This window comes from Bradyrhizobium sp. WSM1743, assembly GCF_000473065.1.
Classification (GTDB): Bacteria; Pseudomonadota; Alphaproteobacteria; order Rhizobiales; family Xanthobacteraceae; genus Bradyrhizobium.
Genome location: NZ_AXAZ01000030.1, coordinates 13,201 through 31,209, shown reverse-complemented (window position 1 = coordinate 31,209; position 18,009 = coordinate 13,201). Strand labels below are relative to the sequence as shown.

At 65.3% G+C, this 18,009-nt stretch carries 20 protein-coding genes and 1 pseudogene; 6 read left to right on the top strand and 15 right to left on the bottom strand.

Features of this window, described 5'->3' with window-relative positions; genetic code table 11:
* Positions 1-10: 10 nt before the first annotated feature.
* The 9 genes and pseudogenes from YU9_RS0118740 to YU9_RS0118700 form a co-directional block, all read right to left on the bottom strand.
* Positions 11-736 (bottom strand): sulfite exporter TauE/SafE family protein, encoded by a 726-nt coding sequence (locus tag YU9_RS0118740; protein ID WP_027574200.1) that lies wholly within the window; start codon positions 734-736, stop codon positions 11-13.
* A 214-nt stretch (positions 737-950) separates the two neighbouring features.
* Complete coding sequence (locus YU9_RS0118735) at positions 951-1,868, bottom strand: ribokinase (protein WP_027574199.1); 918 nt, start codon at positions 1,866-1,868, stop codon at positions 951-953.
* Positions 1,869-1,878: 10 nt separating this feature from the next.
* Positions 1,879-2,325: a ribose 5-phosphate isomerase B gene (gene rpiB, locus YU9_RS0118730; protein ID WP_027574198.1), complete on the bottom strand. Its 447-nt coding sequence runs from the start codon at positions 2,323-2,325 to the stop codon at positions 1,879-1,881.
* Positions 2,326-2,392: 67 nt separating this feature from the next.
* Complete coding sequence (locus tag YU9_RS0118725) at positions 2,393-3,187, bottom strand: transporter substrate-binding domain-containing protein (RefSeq protein ID WP_027574197.1); 795 nt, start codon at positions 3,185-3,187, stop codon at positions 2,393-2,395.
* 19 nt (positions 3,188-3,206) lie between these two features.
* The gene (locus tag YU9_RS0118720; protein WP_027574196.1) at positions 3,207-3,965 is read right to left on the bottom strand and encodes an amino acid ABC transporter ATP-binding protein; all 759 of its coding nucleotides are present in this window, start codon (positions 3,963-3,965) and stop codon (positions 3,207-3,209) included.
* 1 nt (position 3,966) lies between these two features.
* Entirely contained in the window at positions 3,967-4,635 is a 669-nt protein-coding gene (locus YU9_RS0118715) for an amino acid ABC transporter permease (protein ID WP_027574195.1), read from the bottom strand.
* 7 nt (positions 4,636-4,642) lie between these two features.
* Positions 4,643-5,326 (bottom strand): amino acid ABC transporter permease, encoded by a 684-nt coding sequence (locus YU9_RS0118710; RefSeq protein ID WP_027574194.1) that lies wholly within the window; start codon positions 5,324-5,326, stop codon positions 4,643-4,645.
* Between the two features lie 6 nt (positions 5,327-5,332).
* Positions 5,333-6,253 (bottom strand): annotated as a pseudogene (locus YU9_RS0118705) (NAD(P)-dependent oxidoreductase); the annotation flags it as partial.
* A gap of 33 nt (positions 6,254-6,286) precedes the next feature.
* Positions 6,287-7,027 carry a FadR/GntR family transcriptional regulator gene (locus tag YU9_RS0118700; RefSeq protein WP_027574192.1) on the bottom strand — a complete coding sequence of 247 codons (741 nt, stop codon included), beginning with the start codon at positions 7,025-7,027 and terminating at the stop codon, positions 6,287-6,289.
* A gap of 286 nt (positions 7,028-7,313) precedes the next feature.
* Here YU9_RS0118700 and YU9_RS0118695 point away from each other — a divergent pair, with 286 nt between their 5' ends.
* Positions 7,314-7,682 (top strand): GFA family protein, encoded by a 369-nt coding sequence (locus YU9_RS0118695; protein ID WP_027574191.1) that lies wholly within the window; start codon positions 7,314-7,316, stop codon positions 7,680-7,682.
* A 3-nt stretch (positions 7,683-7,685) separates the two neighbouring features.
* Here YU9_RS0118695 and YU9_RS0118690 read toward each other — a convergent pair whose 3' ends face one another.
* Positions 7,686-8,456, bottom strand: coding sequence for an exodeoxyribonuclease III (locus tag YU9_RS0118690; RefSeq protein ID WP_027574190.1), 771 nt, complete (start codon positions 8,454-8,456; stop codon positions 7,686-7,688).
* A gap of 40 nt (positions 8,457-8,496) precedes the next feature.
* Between YU9_RS0118690 and YU9_RS0118685 the strand changes: the two genes are divergently transcribed.
* On the top strand, positions 8,497-8,718 hold the full coding sequence (locus YU9_RS0118685; protein WP_027574189.1) for a cysteine rich repeat-containing protein: 222 nt from the start codon (positions 8,497-8,499) through the stop codon (positions 8,716-8,718).
* Positions 8,719-8,873: 155 nt separating this feature from the next.
* Here the strand turns inward: YU9_RS0118685 and alr are convergent, their stop codons facing one another.
* Together alr and YU9_RS0118675 are read right to left on the bottom strand one after the other, a co-directional pair.
* Positions 8,874-10,139 carry an alanine racemase gene (alr, locus tag YU9_RS0118680; protein ID WP_027574188.1) on the bottom strand — a complete coding sequence of 422 codons (1,266 nt, stop codon included), beginning with the start codon at positions 10,137-10,139 and terminating at the stop codon, positions 8,874-8,876.
* A gap of 54 nt (positions 10,140-10,193) precedes the next feature.
* A complete protein-coding gene (locus YU9_RS0118675; protein WP_027574187.1) occupies positions 10,194-11,699 on the bottom strand; it encodes a replicative DNA helicase in 1,506 nt (501 codons plus the stop codon).
* 626 nt (positions 11,700-12,325) lie between these two features.
* Between YU9_RS0118675 and YU9_RS50785 the strand changes: the two genes are divergently transcribed.
* On the top strand, positions 12,326-12,454 hold the full coding sequence (locus tag YU9_RS50785) for a hypothetical protein (protein WP_256375913.1): 129 nt from the start codon (positions 12,326-12,328) through the stop codon (positions 12,452-12,454).
* Positions 12,455-12,479: 25 nt separating this feature from the next.
* On the opposite strand, the gene YU9_RS0118660 is transcribed toward YU9_RS50785, so the two are convergent.
* Positions 12,480-13,730 carry a cyclopropane-fatty-acyl-phospholipid synthase family protein gene (locus tag YU9_RS0118660; protein WP_027574185.1) on the bottom strand — a complete coding sequence of 417 codons (1,251 nt, stop codon included), beginning with the start codon at positions 13,728-13,730 and terminating at the stop codon, positions 12,480-12,482.
* A 278-nt stretch (positions 13,731-14,008) separates the two neighbouring features.
* On the opposite strand from YU9_RS0118660, the gene YU9_RS0118655 reads away from it, so the two are divergent.
* The 3 genes from YU9_RS0118655 to YU9_RS0118645 all read left to right on the top strand — a co-directional run bounded on the left by YU9_RS0118655 (position 14,009) and on the right by YU9_RS0118645 (position 16,159).
* A complete protein-coding gene (locus YU9_RS0118655; protein WP_027574184.1) occupies positions 14,009-14,971 on the top strand; it encodes a hypothetical protein in 963 nt (320 codons plus the stop codon).
* A gap of 111 nt (positions 14,972-15,082) precedes the next feature.
* Complete coding sequence (locus YU9_RS0118650) at positions 15,083-15,679, top strand: TetR/AcrR family transcriptional regulator (protein WP_027574183.1); 597 nt, start codon at positions 15,083-15,085, stop codon at positions 15,677-15,679.
* Between the two features lie 12 nt (positions 15,680-15,691).
* Positions 15,692-16,159 carry a PaaI family thioesterase gene (locus YU9_RS0118645; protein ID WP_027574182.1) on the top strand — a complete coding sequence of 156 codons (468 nt, stop codon included), beginning with the start codon at positions 15,692-15,694 and terminating at the stop codon, positions 16,157-16,159.
* Positions 16,160-16,291: 132 nt separating this feature from the next.
* On the opposite strand, the gene rplI is transcribed toward YU9_RS0118645, so the two are convergent.
* Both rplI and YU9_RS0118635 read right to left on the bottom strand, forming a co-directional pair.
* Complete coding sequence (rplI, locus tag YU9_RS0118640; protein WP_027574181.1) at positions 16,292-16,891, bottom strand: 50S ribosomal protein L9; 600 nt, start codon at positions 16,889-16,891, stop codon at positions 16,292-16,294.
* Between the two features lie 47 nt (positions 16,892-16,938).
* Positions 16,939-17,919: a hypothetical protein gene (locus YU9_RS0118635; RefSeq protein ID WP_027574180.1), complete on the bottom strand. Its 981-nt coding sequence runs from the start codon at positions 17,917-17,919 to the stop codon at positions 16,939-16,941.
* Positions 17,920-18,009: the final 90 nt, after the last annotated feature.

The window sequence follows — 18,009 nt, the reverse complement described above, 5'->3', positions numbered from 1 at the left end:
CGCGGCCGTCTCACAGCTGAGCCGCGTTCCACAGCATCGAGAGCCCGGCCGCGATCATGATCGCGTCCATCACCAGGCGGAACACGTCCGGTTTCAGATGCAGCACAAAGCGCTTTGCGATGAAGGCGCCTGACATCAGCGAGGAGCCAGCGATCAGGCCCTTGATGAAGACGTCGCCCGTCAGCGCCCCGAAGCGCTCGAAGGTCACTGATTTCGCGAAGTAGAGGCCGAGCGAGGAGGCCGCCTCGGTGGCGATGAAGGCGCCCTTAGACAGCCCGTAGAATAGGAACAGCGGCACGCTGAGCGGTCCGGTCGAGACCACGATGCCGGTGAGATAGCCGATCACCGCGCCGCCGATCGCGAGATGCCAGAGATTGGCCTTGAGGTCATGCCGCGCCAGCCAGTGCCGCACCGGCACCATCGCGATCAGGAAGATGCCGATGGTGAGATCGACGGCGCGCGCGGGCAGTGCCAGCAACGTCCGCGCGCCGAGCGCAGCCGCCGGAATGCCCGTCACCGAATAGGCCGCACAGGCCCGCCAATCGACCTCGCGCCACCACGCCAAAATCCGCGAAAAGTTCGCCATCACGGACGCCACTGCCATGATCGGCACGGCCTCCTTCGGCCCATAGGCATAGACCAGCACCGGCATCAGCATGATCGACGAGCCGGTGCCGACGATGCCGGAGATGGTGCCGGCGATGAGGCCGACGCTGAGGACGAAGAGAAAGGCCAAGGGCAGGGCTCCCGGAATCAGAGGAGTATATTCCGGAGCGGTGTTGGAGGTGGATGCAACTGCCGCATGGTTGATATCGTCCCGGGCTGTGCCGAGACGGCATTGCGCAGATTTCGTGCAAAGCTGCTTCAACTCGTCATTGCGAGCCACCGGGGCCGCGCTTCGCGCGGACCCGGTGGCTCGCAATGACGGAGCGTGGGCAGCAGCGCAGCCCTCAGGCGAGGGATGAGATCGCCGCCCGCAGCGGCATGCCGGCCTGCGCACCGGGCTTGAGGCACTTTTGGGCCGCCGCGTCGCATCCGACCTGGAGGGCGATTTGCAGCGGAACTTTCTCGTGGATCACCGTCGCAAACGCGCCGGCGAAGGAGTCGCCGGCCCCGGTCGTATCCATCGGCGTGATACGCGGGGCGGGCGCGCGCAAACGGGATCCATCCGCTGCGACCGCCAGGGCGCCTTGCGCACCGGCGGTCACGATGCAGGTGAGGTCGCCAGCCTTGGCGAGGTCCGCAGCGGCGCTTTCAAAATCGGATAGAGCGAGACCGATAGCGGCCGCGGCGTCGATCGCCTCGTGCTCGTTGACGAGGAGATAGTCGGTCTCGGCGAGAAGCTCCGTCACCGTCTCACGCGTCATCTTCTCCGGGACCGGCGCGAGATTCCAGATGACGGTTCCGGAGGCCGAATTCGTCCGGCGCGCCACTTCCAGCGCCTGTGCGAACGGCACCTCCATTTGGAGCATGAGCACCGTGTCGGACCTGAAGAGCTCGGCTGGCAGGTCGCCGGCGCTCGCAGCCAAGTTGGCGCCGCTTGCCACCGTGATCGCGTTCTCGCCGGCCTGATCGACCGTGATGAAGGCACAGCCGGTCGGCTCGTCGGCTCTGATGACGAGAGCCGTATCGATGCCATTTTCCCGAAGGTTCTCGATCGCGCTATCGCCAAATCCGTCCCGGCCGACGCGGCCCGCCATGCGCACGTGTCCTGGGCCTGCGATCCGTGCGGCGGCGACAGCTTGGTTGGCGCCCTTGCCGCCGAAATGCGTCTGGTAGGACGGGGCGAGCACGGTCCGGCCGGGACCGGGAATGACCGGGACCTGCGCGACCAGATCGATGTTGAGCGATCCGAACACCAGGATCATGGAGAGGCCGTCAGCCTTGCTCGTCCATGACGCGCAGCTTCTCGACGCGGCGGCGGAAATCCTCGTCGGTGGAGAATTCGGCGGAGAGGTAGGACGAGACCAGGTCCACGGCGAGCCAGGCGCCGACGATCTGCGCGCCGATGCACATGACATTCACATCATCATGCTCGACGCTCTGATGCGCGGAATGGACGTCGTGGCAGACCGCGGCGCGGATGCCCTTCATCTTGTTGGCGGCGATGGAAGCGCCGACGCCGGTGCCGCACACCATGATGCCGCGTGTCGCTTCGCCCGACGTCACCTTCTGCGCCACGGCGCGCGCGATGTCGGGGAAATCCACCGGCTTGTCGTCATAGGAGCCGACGTCGATGATGTCGTGGCCGAGCTTGCGGATGTGATCGATGACGGTTTGCTTGAGCGGCCAGCCGGCGTGGTCGGATCCGATGACGAGACGCATGTAATGTCCTTCTTGATTTCGCATTGACCGTGACAGCCGCACGCGGCTGTCACGGGTCTCTCTGGTTTCAGCTGCGCATGTCCGCCGGCAGATCGACGCCGTGGAATTTCTTGTAGATCGCGTTGAGCTTCCCGTTCTTGACGTTCTCGGTGATCCAGGCGTTGAGCTTGTCCATCAAAGGCTGCTCGCCCTTCTTAAGGCCGATGGCGAGGTCGAAGGTCGCCAGCGGAATCCTGGATTCGAACACACGCGAGGGATTCTTCACCCCGATCTGGTTGATGATGGTTGCGGACGAGCCGACGCAGTCGACCTGGCCCGAGACCGCCGCCGTCACCATGGTGGCGTCGTCGTCGTAGCGGGCGATCTTGAGATCCTTGTCCTTCATGTTGGACAGGGTGGTGTCCTGGGTGGTGCCGCGCGAGACGCCGATTGACTTGTCCTTCAGGTCCGGCCAGTCCTTGACCCGCGACGACTTCAGGCAGCCGACATCGGATTGCAGCGTTGCATAGCGCTTGGTGAAGTCGATCACCTTGGCGCGGTCCGGCGTCACCGACAGGGTCGAGATGATGATGTCGGCCTTGCCGGTCAGAACGTTAGGGATGCGGGTCGCGCCGGTGGTCTGGATGAATTCGAGCTCGAGCCCCCAATCCTTGGCGAGCAGCTGCGCGACTTCGACGTCCGAGCCGGTCGGCTTCATGCTGCTGTCCATCATGCCCGAGGGCGGGATGGCGAGGTCCGTCGAGATGCGGATCTTCTTCGCCTTCATGATGTCGTCCAGCAGATCGGCCGACGCGGGCGTTGCCGCCATCATGATGAGGCCGCACAACGCGGCGGCGGTGCCCAGCAGTTTCTTGTTGGTCATCTTGGTTCTCCTCTCCCTGTTATGATTTTAGGTTTCCCGTCCCCACGAATTGCGTGAGTTCGGGCGTGGTCGGCGACGTCAGGATCGAGGCGGGTCCAGTCTCATGGACCTTGCCGCGATGCATGAACACGATCCGGTCGGCGATACCCTTGGCGAAACCCATCTCGTGGGTGACCATCACCATGGTCATGCCGTCGGCCGCCAGCTGCTCGATCACCTTCAGCACTTCGCCGGTGAGCTCGGGATCGAGTGCGGAGGTGACCTCGTCGAACAGCATGACCTTGGGCTGCATCGCGAGCGAGCGGGCGATCGCGGCGCGCTGCTGCTGTCCGCCCGAGAGCTGCTCGGGATACGCGTGCAGCTTCTCCTCGAGCCCGACCTGCGCCAGCACTTTTCGCGCGAGGTCTTTGGCGTGCGAGCTTGCCATGCCCTTCACCGCGCAGGGCGCAAGCGTGATGTTCTGCTCGATCGTGAGGTGCGGAAACAGATTGTAGCTCTGGAACACGATGCCGACGTCCTGGCGCAGCGCGCGCAAGTTCACGTCGGGACGGTCGACGCGATGCCCGCAGACGACGATCTCGCCGCCGTCGACCTTCTCGAAGCGGTCGATGCAGCGCAGCGCCGTGCTCTTGCCGGAGCCGGAGCGGCCGATCAGCGCCAGCACCTCGCCGCGCGCGACGGCAAAGGAGACGCCGTCGAGCACACGAAGCGAGCCAAAGCTCTTCTGCACGTCGCGGAGCGACACGATCGGTTCGGAGGAGGGTGCGTTTTGCTGCATGTCAGGCTGGCGCGAGGTTGGACCCGCCACGCCCCATCCGCCGTTCCAGCCTCTGGCTGAACAGCGACAGGGGATAGCACATGGCGAAATAGGTGACGGCGATGATGGCGTAGATGGCGAACGGCTCGAACAGCGAGTTGTTGACGATCTGGCCCGAGCGCATCAGCTCGACGAAGCCGACCACGGAGGCGAGCGAGGTGTTCTTGATGATCTGCACCATGAAGCCGACGGTTGGCGGCGTCGCGATGCGGATCGCCTGCGGCAGGATCACCTTCATCATGCGCTGGGTCCGGCTCAGCGCCAGGCCCTCGCCGGCCTCCCATTGCGGCTTCGGCACGGACTGGATGCAGCCGCGCCAGATCTCGCCGAGATAGGCGGCGACGTAGAGCGTCAGCGAGGCGCCGGCTGCGACGAGCGGCGAGACCTTGAGGCCGATGGCGGCGAGGCCAAAATAGCCGAGGAAGAGGATGACGAGCAGCGGCGTGCCCTGGATCAGCTGGACATAGACGCCGCTGGCAATCCGCACAGTTTTGAGCGGCGAGATCCGTGCCAGCGCGATCGCGAAGCCAACGATGCCGCCGCCGATCAGCGCGATCAGCGACAGACCAATGGTCCACAACGCGCCCTGGCCGAGGAACATCAGGTGATTGATGTTGAGATGTCCGCCCATGTTCATCTCACAACGGCGTGCCGAGCCGGCGCCGGCGCGGAAACAGGAGGAGGCCGAGGCCCCAGAAGCCGGCGCGCATCACCAGCGACAGGATGACGTAGAGCACGGCGACGATGATGTAGGTCTCGAATGCCCGATAGGTGTCCGATTGGATGTAGTTGGCGACCGCGGTGAGCTCCTCGGCCGAGATCTGCGAGCAGACCGAAGAGGCCAGCATCAAGAGCACGAACTGGCTGGTGAGTGCGGGATAGACCTTCTCGATCGCCGGCAGCAGGATGATGTGCCAGTAGATCTGCAGCCGCGACAGCGCCAGTCCCTCGGCAGCCTCGATTTGTCCGCGCGGGATTGCCTCGAAGCCGGCCCGCATGATCTCGGCGGTGTAGGCGCCGACATTGATCGTCAGCGCGGCCACCGCCACGGTGAAGGCGGAGTACTTCAGGCCAAGGCTGGCGAGGCCGAAATAGACCAGGAAGATCTGCACCAGGAGGGGGGTGTTGCGGATGGTCTCGACATAGACCTTGCAGGCGCCCGCGATCAACGCGTTGTGCGTGCCGCGTCCGACTGCCGCGACGGTGCCGAGCAGGGCGCCGAGCACGGTCGCGAAGAATGCCAACTCCAACGTGAGCGCAGCGCCGGCCAGGAAACTTGGCCAACGCTCCAGCACTGCGGGAAAGTCGAGTTGGAGGCTCATTCAGGTTCAGCCGGTGACCTGGTTGGTCATGCGGTCATAGACGCGGAACAGCGCCTGGTTGCCGTTGCTGCCTTCGCCATGGGCGCGCGCATCGACATATTGGCTGGTCACCAGCGCGGTGCCGGGCAGGGGGACGTTCAGTGCCTGCGCGTGCTCCTGCACCAGGCGGAGGTCCTTCAGCATGAGATCGATGCGGAAGCCGGCGCTGACATCGCCCGCGATCATGGACGGGCCGAGCTTGTCCAGCATCCACGAGGCCGCCGAGCCGCCGAGCAACACCCGACGCAGCAGATTGAGATCGACGCCCGAGGCGCGGCCGAGCGCGAGCGCCTCGCAGATCGCCTGGATGTTGATGCCGCAGATCAGCTGATTGCAGAGCTTGACGGTCTGGCCGGCGCCGGACGCGCCGACATGGGTGATGGTGGTGCCCATCGCACGGAAGAACGGCTCGGCTTTGGCAAAGGCGTCGGCATCGCCGCCGGCCATGATCGAGAGCGCGGCGTTCTTGGCGCCCACCGGGCCGCCCGAAACCGGCGCGTCGATGAAGCTGACGCCGGCCTTTTGCAGGTCGGCATGGATGCGGCGAACGGCGACCGGCGAGATCGTGCTCATGTCGACGATCAGCTTGCCAGGAGGCGGGGACTTCAGCAGTCCGTGCTCGTCGTAAACGGTCGCCTCGACATGAGGCGTGTCGGGCAGCACGGTGATGACGATGTCGGCACCTTGCGCGGCATCGGCAGGGCTCTTGGCGCGGGTCGCGCCTTCCTTGATGCTGTCGGCCAGCGCGGCGTCGTTCAGATCGAAGACGCGGACCGCGTGGCCGGCCAGCAGGAGATTGCGCACCATCTCCCGTCCCATCGTGCCGATGCCGATGAAGCCGACATTGCCCTTGTCGTTCCGTCCCATGTTGTCAGTCCGTTTCTTATTTGAATGGCTTCTTGATCGATTGGCCGTCCGCGATCAGCCCGAGGCGCTGGTCTTGTCGACATCGCCGACGACGGCGCGCCGTCGGTATTCGTCGCCGATGGCAAAATGCTTGCGCAGCGTCGCATCCGCGCGCTCCGGATCGCGCGCGATGATAGCTTCGAAGATGCGGCGGTGATCGTCGATCAGATAGGTCTTCATTGACGGGAAGGCCTGCACCAGTTCGCGGCGGCTGCGATGCGAATGCGTCAGCAGGCCCGCCATCGAAGAGTGCAGCACCGTCAGCGTCTCGGAATGGGAGGCGACGACGATGGCGCGATGGAAGTCGAAATCGGCCAAGCCGCCGGCATCGGCCTCGTCGATCGTCTCGCCGATCTTTGCGAGGGCGCGCTGGAGCCGCTCGAAATCGGCAATGTTGGCACGCTCGCAAGCGAGCCGGATCGCCTGGCATTCGATCGCGACGCGCGCCTGCATGACGTCGTCGAGCATGTCGGCCTGCTGGGCCAGCGCGAAGGTGAAGAAGTCATTCAGCACCGAGACGTCCGGCCGCGTCACCACGGTGCCGATGCGGTCGCGAATCTCGACAATGCCGAGCACGGTGAGGGCGCGCAGCGCCTCGCGGACGATCGGCCGGCTGACACCGAGCAGGGTGGCAAGCTCGCGCTCGGAGATCAGGCGGTCGCCGGGCTTGAGGGAGCCCGCAAGCAGGCGTTCGCGCAAGAAGGCGAACACCTTCTCGAACCCCTTCTCGCCATCGGTGCCTCGCTTGAGCTCCATCCCGTCTCGCTTGGTCTGATCTTGGTCAGACCAGTATGCTGACCAGGGCGCGGAGGTCAAGGGGTTCGGGTCGCCTCGCCGGCAAGCGGGCAAGGCGGCTTCAATAACGCGCCAGCTAAGGCATTGAATCGACTAGGGCCGGCTACTGTGCATGGGGTTGTTTTTCGTGTTTTTGTTGGTCCGCCCCGGAAGCCATGTCGAGGTGCGGGGACGAACCATGCTGCTGACAGCATGTTGGCAGCAGGTGCCGGCTACGAAGCTCTCCTGAAAACGGGGAGAGTAGGTCATGCCGATCGAGGCGAGCTGCCATTGCGGTGAGACGGTGTTCGAGGTGACGGAGGCGCCTTCGAGCGTGACGCGCTGCACCTGCACGCTCTGCGCGAAGCGCGGCGCACTGTGGGCCTATTACACACCGGCGCAGTTTCGGTTGCTGTCACCGGCGGAGAACGTCGCGACCTATCTCTGGGGCAGCCGCACCGTCAAACATCATTTCTGCGCCAATTGCGGCTGCGGCACCTATTCGGAGTCGCCGGACTGGTCGAGCGGCAAGCCCGATTTCGACAATCCCAAGGTCGCCGTCAATGCGCGCCTGTTCGACGATTTCGATCTCGACGCCGTGCCGGTGAACGTGATCGACGGCAGGAATTTGTGGTGAGCGTCATCGAAGCACCGCCCACGCCGGCGCGTGATCGCTGGCGCCGTCCTCGCCGCGGATATTCTTGTCGACGCCGGCTCTCGCCAGACGCGGGGCCAGGGCGGGACTGAGAAGGAGATGATCGAGCCGCAGGCCCGCATCGCGCAGCCAGCGGTTTCGCTTGTAGTCCCAGAACGTGTAGATGCGCCGGCCCGGATGCAGCTCGCGGATCGCGTCGCACCAGCCTTGTTCGACCAGCGAGGCAAAGGCGGCGCGGCTCTTCGGCTGGATCAGCGCATCCTTGTCCCACGAGCGCGTCGGGTAGATGTCAATTTCCGTCGGCGCGACGTTGTAGTCGCCGGCGAGCACCACGGGCAGGTCCTGCTTGATCAAGGTTCTCGCGTGGCGCCTCAGCCGCGCGAACCAGTCGAGCTTGTAGTCGAATTTCGGCCCCGGCTGCGGATTGCCGTTCGGCAGATAGATGCTGGTGACGATGATGCCGCGCACGGCAGCTTCGATGTAGCGAGCTTCGAGATCGTCAGGCTTTCCCGGCAAACGATCGCGGGTCAGCACCGGCTCGACGTTGCGGGCGAGGATGGCGACGCCGTTCCACGTCTTTTGTCCACACCACACTGCGCCGTAGCCGGCCTTCTCGATGGCGCCCGCCGGAAATTCGCCATCACTTGCCTTCAACTCCTGAAGTGCGACGACATCGGGCTTTGCTGCGCGCAGCCATGCCAACAGATTGGGCAGGCGGCGGTTGATGTTGTTGATGTTGAATGTCGCGATCTTCATGTAGAGCTAGCGGCTCCTGCCTTCCGTCACCGGAGATACAATGTCCAAGTTGAGCTTTGTTGCCATCGCACTCATCGTCGCGTTCTCCGGAGGCGTATCGGCACAATCGTCCGATCCGCGCGGCGCGTGCAAGGCGGACTATGACAAATTCTGCGCCGGCATCGCGCCGGGCGGCGGCCGCGTCGTTGCCTGCCTCAACGGCAAGCGCGACCAGCTCAGCGCTGCCTGCAAGACGGCGATCGACAGCAGGAAGAAGCAGTAGACCTCGTGTCCCGGACAAGCCGCGGCGCGAATGCGATGCGGGCGCCGAGCCGGGACCCAGGCGACACGGCACGATGCGGAGAAATGGGCCCTGGCTCTGCAGCGCATTACGCCGCGAAACGCGGCGCACTGCGCTGCGTCCGGGGCACGAGCCGCTTAGCTCGGCAGTGGTGGTGGGTTTGCGGGCTGCTCGACCGGCGGGGGCGCGGCCGCTTGCACGGGTTCGGGCTTGACCACCGGCTCCTCCACATTGCCGCCCTTGTAGATACGGGCATAGCGGTGGCCGAGGCTGGTCAGCACTTCATATCCGATCGTGCCGAAATGGTGCGCGAGCTCGTCGACGGTGATGCCGTCGCCGAGCAACGTCACCATATGGCCGCGCCGTGCCGCGTTCGGCGGCAGATCGGTGATGTCGATCGCGATCAGGTCCATCGAGATGCGGCCCGCGACAGGGCAGCGCTTGCCGGCAACGATGACCTCGGCGCCGCGGGTGCCGTCATTGGAGCTCGCGGCACGGAAATAGCCGTCGGCATAGCCGACCGCGATGATCGCAAGCTTGGTCGGCCGCCGCGCGGTCCAGGTGCCGCCATAGCCGACGGTCTCGCCGCGCTCGACATTGCGGATCTGCACGATGCGCGCCTTGAGGTCGACCACCTGCTGCATGGGATTGTCGGCCTCCGGCGTCGGGTTGACGCCGTAGAGCGCAGCTCCTGGCCGCACCAGGTCGAACTGGAAGGGCGCGCCGAGGAAGATGCCGGAGGAATTGGCGAGGGCCGCCGGGACGCCTGAGAACTCACTGGCGATGCTGCGGAAGGCCGCGAGCTGTCTTGCATTGACCGGGCTGTTGAGCTGCTCGGCCGAGACCAGATGGCTCATCACCAGCGTGATGCCGTGATCGCCGGCATTGATGCGGGGGATGATGGCCTGCGCATCCGATAACGTCAGGCCGAGTCGGTTCATGCCGGTGTCGATGTGAACAGCCGCGCCCCCGGTCCAGCCGCTGCGGCGGCAGAACACGTCCCATTCGGCGAGCTCGTTGAGATCGCCGATCACGGGCCGGCAGTTGATCTTGGCGTAATGCTCGCCGGTGTTCTGGAAATAGCCGCCGAGCACGTAGATCGTGGGCTCTGGAACGGCTGCGCGCACCTTGCGTGCTTCCTCGATTGTGGCGACGAAGAAAGTCTTGCAGCCGGCCTTGCTCAGCGCGCGTGCGACCTGCTCGGCGCCGCAGCCATAGGCGTCGGCCTTGACTACCGCCGCGCATTCGGCCGGCACCGCCGTCTTCTCGAGCTTGCGCCAGTTGGCGATGATCGCGTCGAGATCGACGGTGAGCACGCCGCCATACGCCGCGAGCACGGCAGCCTGATTGGCCTCCGCGGAGAGAGGGCCGGATTGCGGGATCGATTTCGGGTCGGACGCCATTGTCATGGCGCCGTTTTACGCAAGAGGCCCGCGCCGTTCAACCCGGGGCACACTCTAGTAGTCGCTGCGATCCGGCAGCTGGCCGTCATGCGCGAGGTCGCCGAAGCGCGTGACCGAGGAATCGAAGTGCAGCTCGACGGTGCCGGTCGGGCCGTGGCGCTGTTTGCCGATGATGACTTCGGCGCGGCCGACCGTGCGTTCCATGTCGGCCTGCCATTTGGCGTGCTCCTCGGTGCCGGGACGCGGCTCCTTCATGGCGAGATAATATTCCTCGCGGAACACGAACAGCACGACGTCGGCGTCCTGCTCGATCGAGCCGGATTCGCGCAGGTCCGAGAGCTGTGGCCGTTTGTCGTCGCGCGATTCCACCTGACGCGAGAGCTGCGACAGCGCAATCACGGGAACGTTGAGCTCCTTGGCCAGTGCCTTCAGGCTGGTCGTGATTTCCGTGATTTCCTGCACGCGGCTGTCGCTGGCGCGCTTGCCCGAGCCGGACAAGAGCTGGATGTAGTCGATCACCAGGAGATCGAGGCCCTTCTGGCGCTTGAGCCGGCGGGCGCGCGCCATCAGCTGCGCGATCGAGAGGCCGCCGGTGGCATCGACATAGAACGGCAGCGACTGCAGCTCGATCGAGACCTGCCGGATCTTCTCGAAATCGGCTTCCGTGATGCCGCCGCGGCGGATGTGGGAGGAGGGGATGCCGGTGCGCTCGGCCACGATACGCGTGGCGAGCTGGTCGGCCGACATTTCGCAGGAGAAGAAGCCGATGACGCCGCCATTGGCGGCCTTCATGGTGCCGTCGGCCTGCAGTTCCGGCACATAGGCCTGGGCAACGTTGTAGGCGATGTTGGTCGCCAGCGACGTTTTGCCCATGCCTGGACGTCCCGCGACGATGATGAGGTCGGAATGCTGCAGGCCGCCCATTTTGGTGTCGAGGTCGCGCAGGCCGGTCGAGATGCCCGACAGCTTTCCGTCGCGCTGAAACGCCTTTGCAGCGAGATCGACCGCGACCGTCAGCGCCTGCGAGAATTTCTGGAAGCCGCCGTCATAGCGGCCGGACTCGGCGAGCTCGTAGAGCCGGCGCTCGGCGTCCTCGATCTGCGCCCGTGGCGCGAAATCGACCGGCGCGTCATAGGCGACGTTGACCATGTCCTCGCCGATGCCGATCAGGTCCCGCCGCAATGACAGGTCGTAGATGGTGCGCCCGTAGTCCTGGGCGTTGATGATGGTGGTCGCTTCGGCCGCAAGCCGCGCCAGATACTGTCCGATGGTCATGCCGCCGACATCGGTATCGGCGGGCAGGAACGTCTTCAGCGTGACGGGCGTCGCGATCTTGCCCATCCGGATCAGGCTGCCGGCGGTCTCGAAGATGGTCTGGTGCAGCGGCTCGAAGAAATGCTTCGCCTCCAGGAAGTCGGAGACGCGGTAGAAGGCGTCGTTGTTGACCAGGATCGCGCCCAGAAGGCTCTGTTCCGCCTCGATATTGTGCGGCGCGCTCCGGTAGGCGGGAGTTCCGGCATCGGGCGCGAGTTTGAGAACGTTCGAATCAGTCAGGGCCATGGTCGGACGTGCTTAGCAATTTTCTTGGGCGGATGCGGGGCCGGGATAAAGCGCCGCCTCAAGCCAAAGCGGAAGCGAAAGCTGGCCGCTATCAACCGCTCAGTTAAAATGGTGGATGATTGGCAGCTGCGGCACGCGCCGCGCTTGACGGGATTTTCGCGGAATCGGTGCGTCTGGAAGCGGCCGCGGTCGCGCCACGGAAAAATCCGGAAACCCATGAACCCAGTCGACTGGCGCGCAGACTCATCGAGGAGCGCGCGAAATTGACGCACGCCGGCTTCGGCTCGGGTTCAGACCAGCAGGAGGTAGACCAGCGCAACCAGGGCCGCCCCGACGCCGGTGGCGATCAGGGCGTAATCGGTGCGGAGGTCGTCCTGCACGTCAAATGAGGTTCGGGTCTCTTTGCTCATGGCGACGGTCTAAGCCAGGCCCGACCTGACTTATGTGAAGCAGATCACATCTCCCCGGATTCTTTCGGGGTCATGCCGGAACAGGCAAGCAGGCGGGCGATTGTCCCATTCCCCGCCAACAGGGACACGAGGCGAACGATGCGGCCAGAACGGCAGCACCAGAATTGGCGAAGCGAGGCAGGCAGCCGCCTTTGGCTGTCCGGGTTGATCGCGGCCATGAAGCACGCTGAACGGCCTGACGTGCGCCGCCAGCCGGTCGCACCCGAGATCCTGCTGGAACTGCGGGCAAAACTGGCGTTAACGGCCTCTTTCCGGACGTTTCGGATTTCGACCCTGCGTCACTAGGACCTCTGACGAGGGGGACTCGGCCCTATTCACCAGCCAGCTTGAGCCTGGGCTTGGTCGCCCCTTCGCGAGCCCGCAGCCGGGCTTCCTCCCGCGGGATGTAGTCGCGGATCATCGGCACCACGCCCTGGCGACGGGTGAGCTGGATCTGGAAGTTCATCATGGCTTGCTTGCGGAATGTCATCTCGCAGGCCGCCAGATAAAATTCCCACATCAGGGCAAAGCGCTCGTCGTAGAGCTGCACGGCCTCCTCGCGCCGCGCCATGAAGCGCTCCCGCCAGGCCTTCAGCGTCTCAGCGTAGTGCAGGCGCAGAATCTCGATGTCGCAGACCAAGAGGCCGGCGCGCTCGATCGCCGGCAGCACCTCCGAGAGGGCGGGGATGTAGCCGCCGGGGAAGATGTATTTGGCAATCCAGGGATTGGTCGAATCCGGGCCCTGCGAACGGCCGATCGAGTGCAGCAGCATGACGCCGTCCTCGTTCAGCAGTTCGGCACAGCGCCGGAAGTAGGCCTCGTAGAACCTTGCCCCGACATGTTCGAACATGCCGACCGAGACGATGCGGTCGAACTTGCCGTCAATGTCGCGGTAATCCTGGAGCAGAAATCTGGCCGAGCCCGTCAGGCCCTTTTCGGCTGAGCGTGCATTGGCGACCTGCAACTGCTCGGTCGACAGCGTGACGCCGGTGACATCGGCGCCCGCGATCTCGGCGAGATAGAGCCCGAGGCCGCCCCAGCCGGAGCCGATGTCGAGCACCCGCTGGCCGTCCTTGACGAGAAGCTTCGCCGCAATGTGCCGTTTCTTGGCAAGCTGCGCGTCGTCCAGCGACATCTCGGGCGTCTCAAAATAGGCGCAGCTATATTGCTTGTCGGCATCGAGAAAGAGCGAATAGAGCCGGCCGTCGAGATCGTAGTGGTGCGCCACGTTGCTGCGGGCTCGCGAGCGCGGATTGAACTGCTTCAGGTGCCGCGTCAGGTAGCGCAGGTGCCACCACGGTTTTGCCCACTGCGGCAATAGGTCGGGTTGATCGAGCAGGATCGCGAGGGCATCAGCTATGGTGCCGCGCTCGACCACAAACTCGCCGTTCATATAGGCCTCGCCAAGCCCCAACTCGGGATTGATGAGGATCTTCCGTTCCGCCTCCGTGGTGATGAAGCGCACCGCGACCGGCTCGCCGGAGCCGTCGCCGACGGTGAACCTCGATCCGCTTGCGCTGGTCACCGTCAGCGACCCACGGCGGATGAATTGAGACAGGAATCGACGCAACAAACGGTCCATCGGCATTTCCTCTCGAGCGAACCCGAAAGATGCGACTAACCCGGCCTTCATATCTGACGCCCAGGCGCCGCAGCGGTTCCTATGCGTTTGCATTCAAATTTAGCGAGGCGGTTCCGGTTGCGGTATTGCGCTGTATTCAAAGCCGATATTCGAAAACCGCTTAACCACATCCTTGCGCATGGAGCCTGCTTCCATTCGCGGCCCAATCGGTTAAAAGGTGGCCGCCGCCGCGCCGGATGCCGGCTGCATTCGCGTAAATTCAACGGAGATGATGGGAAATGTCGAGCCGAGCGCTCAGCCTCGCGACGGTATTGCTTCTGATCGGCTTCGGTGCGGCCGATTCCGTTCTTGCGCAGGCGACGAACCTCGAGGCCGGCAAGACCCCGTCCCAGCTATTCGCGCAGACCTGCAATGCCTGCCACAAGAGCCCGCGCGGACTTTTGAAATCCGTGGCGCCGGGCTCGCTGCCGGGATTCCTGCGCCAGCACTACACCACGAGTTCGGACATGGCGGGCGTCCTCGCCTCCTACCTGGTTTCGAATGGTGCCACCGACACCCGCTATCAGGCCAAGGACGGCAAGAAGGACGGCGCCAAGGAGAAGGAAGCGAGCACCGCTCCGGGCCAGTCGCCTGAGCATCAGGGCCGCCGCCAGCGCTCGCAAGAGGCCGCCAAGCCCGAGGGCGAGGGCACCGCTCCGGCCGCGGAGGGCGCGCGCCAGAAGCGCGCTGCGCGGCCCAGCGAGGACGGCGCGAAGCCGGAGGGACAGGCCGCGCCCGAGGCACGCAAAGGCAAGCGGCGCGCTAAGCCCGGGACTGAGGAAGCCCCGAAGGTCGATGCCGCCGCCCCGGCTGCCGAAGACAAGAAGAGCGCGCCGAAGCCTGAGACCGTCAAGCCTGACACCGCCAAGACCGAGCCCGATAGCGGCAAGGCATCCGAGAAGCCCGTCGAGACCAAGCCTGATAGCGCGAAGGTCGAACAGCGCGGCGGCGACGCCCCGGCATTGCGATCCGACCCCGTCCCGCAGGTGACGCCGCCTGCACCTGTAGCCGCGAAGCCCGCCGAGCCGGCGGCGCCCAAGCCGGCGGAAGAGGCTGCTTCCAGGCCGGCCGCGTCTGCGGCCAGCTCCGAACCGGCGGCCAAGCCGCCGCAGGAGCCGGCACCCCCCGCGGCCGCTGCTGCAGCCACGCCCGCTGCGCCAGCCGAGTCATCCGGTCCGCCGGCACCGCCGATCTCGCGCTAAAGCCCGCCACGTTCTTTGGACCGACATGCGGAGGCCGCCTTCATCGCGGCCTCCGCATCGTATTGACCAGGGTTAGAGTAACACTCTAGAGTAGCGATCTAGGAGGCGTCGATGGCGACGAGCGTGCGAGACGATCTGTTGGCAGCCGGGCTGATGGTGTTCGACCGCGTCGGCTTCGAAGCCGCGACGGTAGCCGCGATCCGCACCCGGGCGCGCGCCTCCAATGGCAGCTTCTTTCACGTCTTCGGCTCGAAGAAGGAGCTCGCCGGTGCGCTGTTTCTGGAGGTCTTGCGACACTATCACGCCGCGGTGCTGGCCGCGCTCGATCCCGTCCCCGACGCGGAGCAGGGCATCGATCGCCTGATCCGGGCGCATCTCGACTGGGTCGTCACCAGCCGGCGCGAGGCGCGCTACCTCTTCGAGATCTCGCGCAGCGAATGGGGCGAGGATGTGCGCGACGCCCAGCGCGCACAGAATGCACGGCTTGCGGAAGGTATTGAACGCTGGCGCGCGCCGCTGGTTGCAAGCGGCGAACTTCTGCCGATGACGCCGGTGATGTTCGTCAGCCAGCTGATCGGTCCGGCGCAGATATTCTGCCGCGCCTTCCTGTCGGGGCGCGACCGCACCGATCCGCGAATTGAGGCCGACACGCTGATCGCCTGCGCCAATCGTGCGCTAAGGCCATGCGACCGCATCAACAAGCAGTGAGGAGAGGACTGCATGCGAGCCGACGCTGATCCGGAATTCGCGCCAATTGCCGAGCGCATCCACACCAATGTCGGCCGGCAGGGCTTTATGAACCTGGTCGGCGCCGAGCTGTCCGAATTGTCGCGCGGCACCTGCACCATCGCCGTGGAGCGCCGGCCGGAGCTACTGCAGCAGCACGGCTTCTTTCATGGCGGCGTGACCGCCTTCCTGGTCGACAACGCCACGACGATCGCAGCCGCCACCTCGCGCGGCCAGCCGGCGCTGACGGCGGAATACAAGCTCAATCTGTTGTCGCCCGCGGTCGGCGAGAAGCTGATCTGCCGCGCCAGGGTGATCAAGCCGGGCCGTCAGGTCTCCGTGGTCGCGGCCGACGTGTTCTGCGTCAGCGACGGTGTCGAGAAGCATACGGCCACCGCGCTCGCCTCGATCGCGATGCTGAGCGAAGACGTCGCCGCCAAAACGAAAAGCCCGGCCGCGTAATCGGCCGGGCTTTTGATCATCTTCGTCATTCCGGGGCTCGCGAAGCGAGAACTCCGGTGCGCAATTGCGCACCTGAGAATCTCGAGGTTCCGGGTTCGGTCCTGCGGACCGCCCCGGAACGACATGCCTCGCTTACTTCTCTTCCGCAGCCGGGGCCGGTGCGACCTCCTCGTGCTGGGCTTCCGGATCGAAGAACTCGCCGGCGGCGGCGATCGCCTCGGCGGCCGCATCGCGATCCTCGTTGCGGGTCGAGATGTCCTCGCCGCGGTTGATGCGCTCGGCCTCGTCCTGGCTGCGGGCAACCGTGACGGTGATCTCGACCTCGACCTCGGGATGAACGGCAACGGTGACCGTGTGCTTGCCGATGGTCTTGATCGGTGCGTCGAGCTGCACCTGCGGGCGGTCGAGATGGACGCCGTCGGTCTCGAAGGCGATGACGATGTCGCGCACCGTGACCGAGCCGAACAGCTGGCCGGCCTCGGAGGCCTGGCGGATCACGATGATGTTCTTGCCCTCGATCTTCTCGGCGACCTTGGACGCTTCGCCCTTGGCCTTGAGATTGCGGGCTTCGAGCTCGGCCTTCATGCCGTCATACTTGGCCCGGTTGTCGGCGGTGGCGCGCAGCGCCTTGCCGCGCTTGAGCAGGAAATTGCGGGCGTAGCCGTCGCGAACCTTCACGACTTCGCCCATCTGGCCGAGCTTGTTGACGCGTTCCAGCAAAATGACTTCCATATTCGTTCTCCTCTTGAAGTGCTCTGTAGGTTTCAGTTTCGGGTGACTTAGGGGGTTGGCAGTGGTGGCGGCTGCCGGCTGCGCAGGAAGCGCTCGCGGAAGCCGAACACGGCATCCGCAAGGCCGAGGATCACCATCGCGATCACCGGCCATCCGAACACGACGACGATGGCGTAGGTCGAGCCGAGCCAGAACGTGCGGCTCTTCAGCGCGAGCGTGAGCGTATGCAGCACGGCAAAACCGGTCAGCGCATAGCCCATCATCAGCGCGGCCGTGGCGATCTGCGCGACGATGGCGAGCAGCCCGCCAGTGAAGCAGAGGGCGAGGGCGATGCAGAGCGCCACCAGCGTCATCGGCGGCAGCTCGGCCGTCATCAGATCCGGCCAGGGACGGCGAAGCCGGCCTGACGTCGCGGTCACCTTGGCGCTGAGCCAGAGGTTGAGAGTCAGCGTCATCATCGCGATGATGGTGGCGGCGGCTGGCGCGATGCGCACCAGCGCGTCGACGAACTGACTGGCTTCGCCCGAGGTCTGCGGGTCGGTGGCGCGGAGGAGGCGCATCAGGCCGCGCCGCAGCGTGCCGGTGATGGTTTCGGCGTCGGTGCCGAGCGTGAGCAGAGCGGCGATCGTGGTCAGCATGGCGAAGCCCGCGATCCAGAGCAGGACGCGGCCGACCGGGTACCACTCGATCTCGGGCGCGGCCGGTGGTTCGGTGGCGGTGGCGTCCGGCGCGACACTTCCGACCTGCCGGCCGAGCAGGACGAGATGGCCGAGCCACCAGGCCGGCAATGCGACCGTGACGGCGAAGGCGATGCAGTAGGGCAGGCCGAACAGAGCGCCGAGGCCGATCGCGGCGGCAATGCCGCCGAGGCTCGCGCAAAGCGGTCCCCAGCCGATTGCGGCGACCATCAGCGGCAGCGGTGCGAGATAGAACAGGACGAGCGAGATCAGCGCGCCCGAGATGATCGAGGCGAACATCAGGGCCGACGCGGCGCCGGCGATCAGGGCTATCAGTCCAAAGGCCATCATCAGCTGTCCCGCTCCCTTCGAGCGGTTAGAGGCGTCGTTTGCCCCAACCATCGGCGACCGGACGGCCCGGAAGCCTTATGAGTTCAGAAT

Excerpts from the sequence above, each read along its gene's own strand:
- YU9_RS0118735 (WP_027574199.1), bottom strand. The coding sequence starts at position 1,868 with ATGATCCTGGTGTTCGGATCGCTCAACATCGATCTGGTCGCGCAGGTC.
- rpiB (WP_027574198.1), bottom strand. The coding sequence starts at position 2,325 with ATGCGTCTCGTCATCGGATCCGACCACGCCGGCTGGCCGCTCAAGCAA.
- YU9_RS0118725 (WP_027574197.1), bottom strand. The coding sequence starts at position 3,187 with ATGACCAACAAGAAACTGCTGGGCACCGCCGCCGCGTTGTGCGGCCTC.
- YU9_RS0118720 (WP_027574196.1), bottom strand. The coding sequence starts at position 3,965 with ATGCAGCAAAACGCACCCTCCTCCGAACCGATCGTGTCGCTCCGCGAC.
- YU9_RS0118715 (WP_027574195.1), bottom strand. The coding sequence starts at position 4,635 with ATGGGCGGACATCTCAACATCAATCACCTGATGTTCCTCGGCCAGGGC.
- YU9_RS0118710 (WP_027574194.1), bottom strand. The coding sequence starts at position 5,326 with ATGAGCCTCCAACTCGACTTTCCCGCAGTGCTGGAGCGTTGGCCAAGT.
- YU9_RS0118700 (WP_027574192.1), bottom strand. The coding sequence starts at position 7,027 with ATGGAGCTCAAGCGAGGCACCGATGGCGAGAAGGGGTTCGAGAAGGTG.
- YU9_RS0118695 (WP_027574191.1), top strand. The coding sequence starts at position 7,314 with ATGCCGATCGAGGCGAGCTGCCATTGCGGTGAGACGGTGTTCGAGGTG.
- YU9_RS0118690 (WP_027574190.1), bottom strand. The coding sequence starts at position 8,456 with ATGAAGATCGCGACATTCAACATCAACAACATCAACCGCCGCCTGCCC.
- YU9_RS0118685 (WP_027574189.1), top strand. The coding sequence starts at position 8,497 with ATGTCCAAGTTGAGCTTTGTTGCCATCGCACTCATCGTCGCGTTCTCC.
- alr (WP_027574188.1), bottom strand. The coding sequence starts at position 10,139 with ATGGCGTCCGACCCGAAATCGATCCCGCAATCCGGCCCTCTCTCCGCG.
- YU9_RS0118675 (WP_027574187.1), bottom strand. The coding sequence starts at position 11,699 with ATGGCCCTGACTGATTCGAACGTTCTCAAACTCGCGCCCGATGCCGGA.
- YU9_RS50785 (WP_256375913.1), top strand. The coding sequence starts at position 12,326 with ATGAAGCACGCTGAACGGCCTGACGTGCGCCGCCAGCCGGTCGCACCC.
- YU9_RS0118660 (WP_027574185.1), bottom strand. The coding sequence starts at position 13,730 with ATGGACCGTTTGTTGCGTCGATTCCTGTCTCAATTCATCCGCCGTGGG.
- YU9_RS0118655 (WP_027574184.1), top strand. The coding sequence starts at position 14,009 with ATGTCGAGCCGAGCGCTCAGCCTCGCGACGGTATTGCTTCTGATCGGC.
- YU9_RS0118650 (WP_027574183.1), top strand. The coding sequence starts at position 15,083 with ATGGCGACGAGCGTGCGAGACGATCTGTTGGCAGCCGGGCTGATGGTG.
- YU9_RS0118645 (WP_027574182.1), top strand. The coding sequence starts at position 15,692 with ATGCGAGCCGACGCTGATCCGGAATTCGCGCCAATTGCCGAGCGCATC.
- rplI (WP_027574181.1), bottom strand. The coding sequence starts at position 16,891 with ATGGAAGTCATTTTGCTGGAACGCGTCAACAAGCTCGGCCAGATGGGC.
- YU9_RS0118635 (WP_027574180.1), bottom strand. The coding sequence starts at position 17,919 with ATGATGGCCTTTGGACTGATAGCCCTGATCGCCGGCGCCGCGTCGGCC.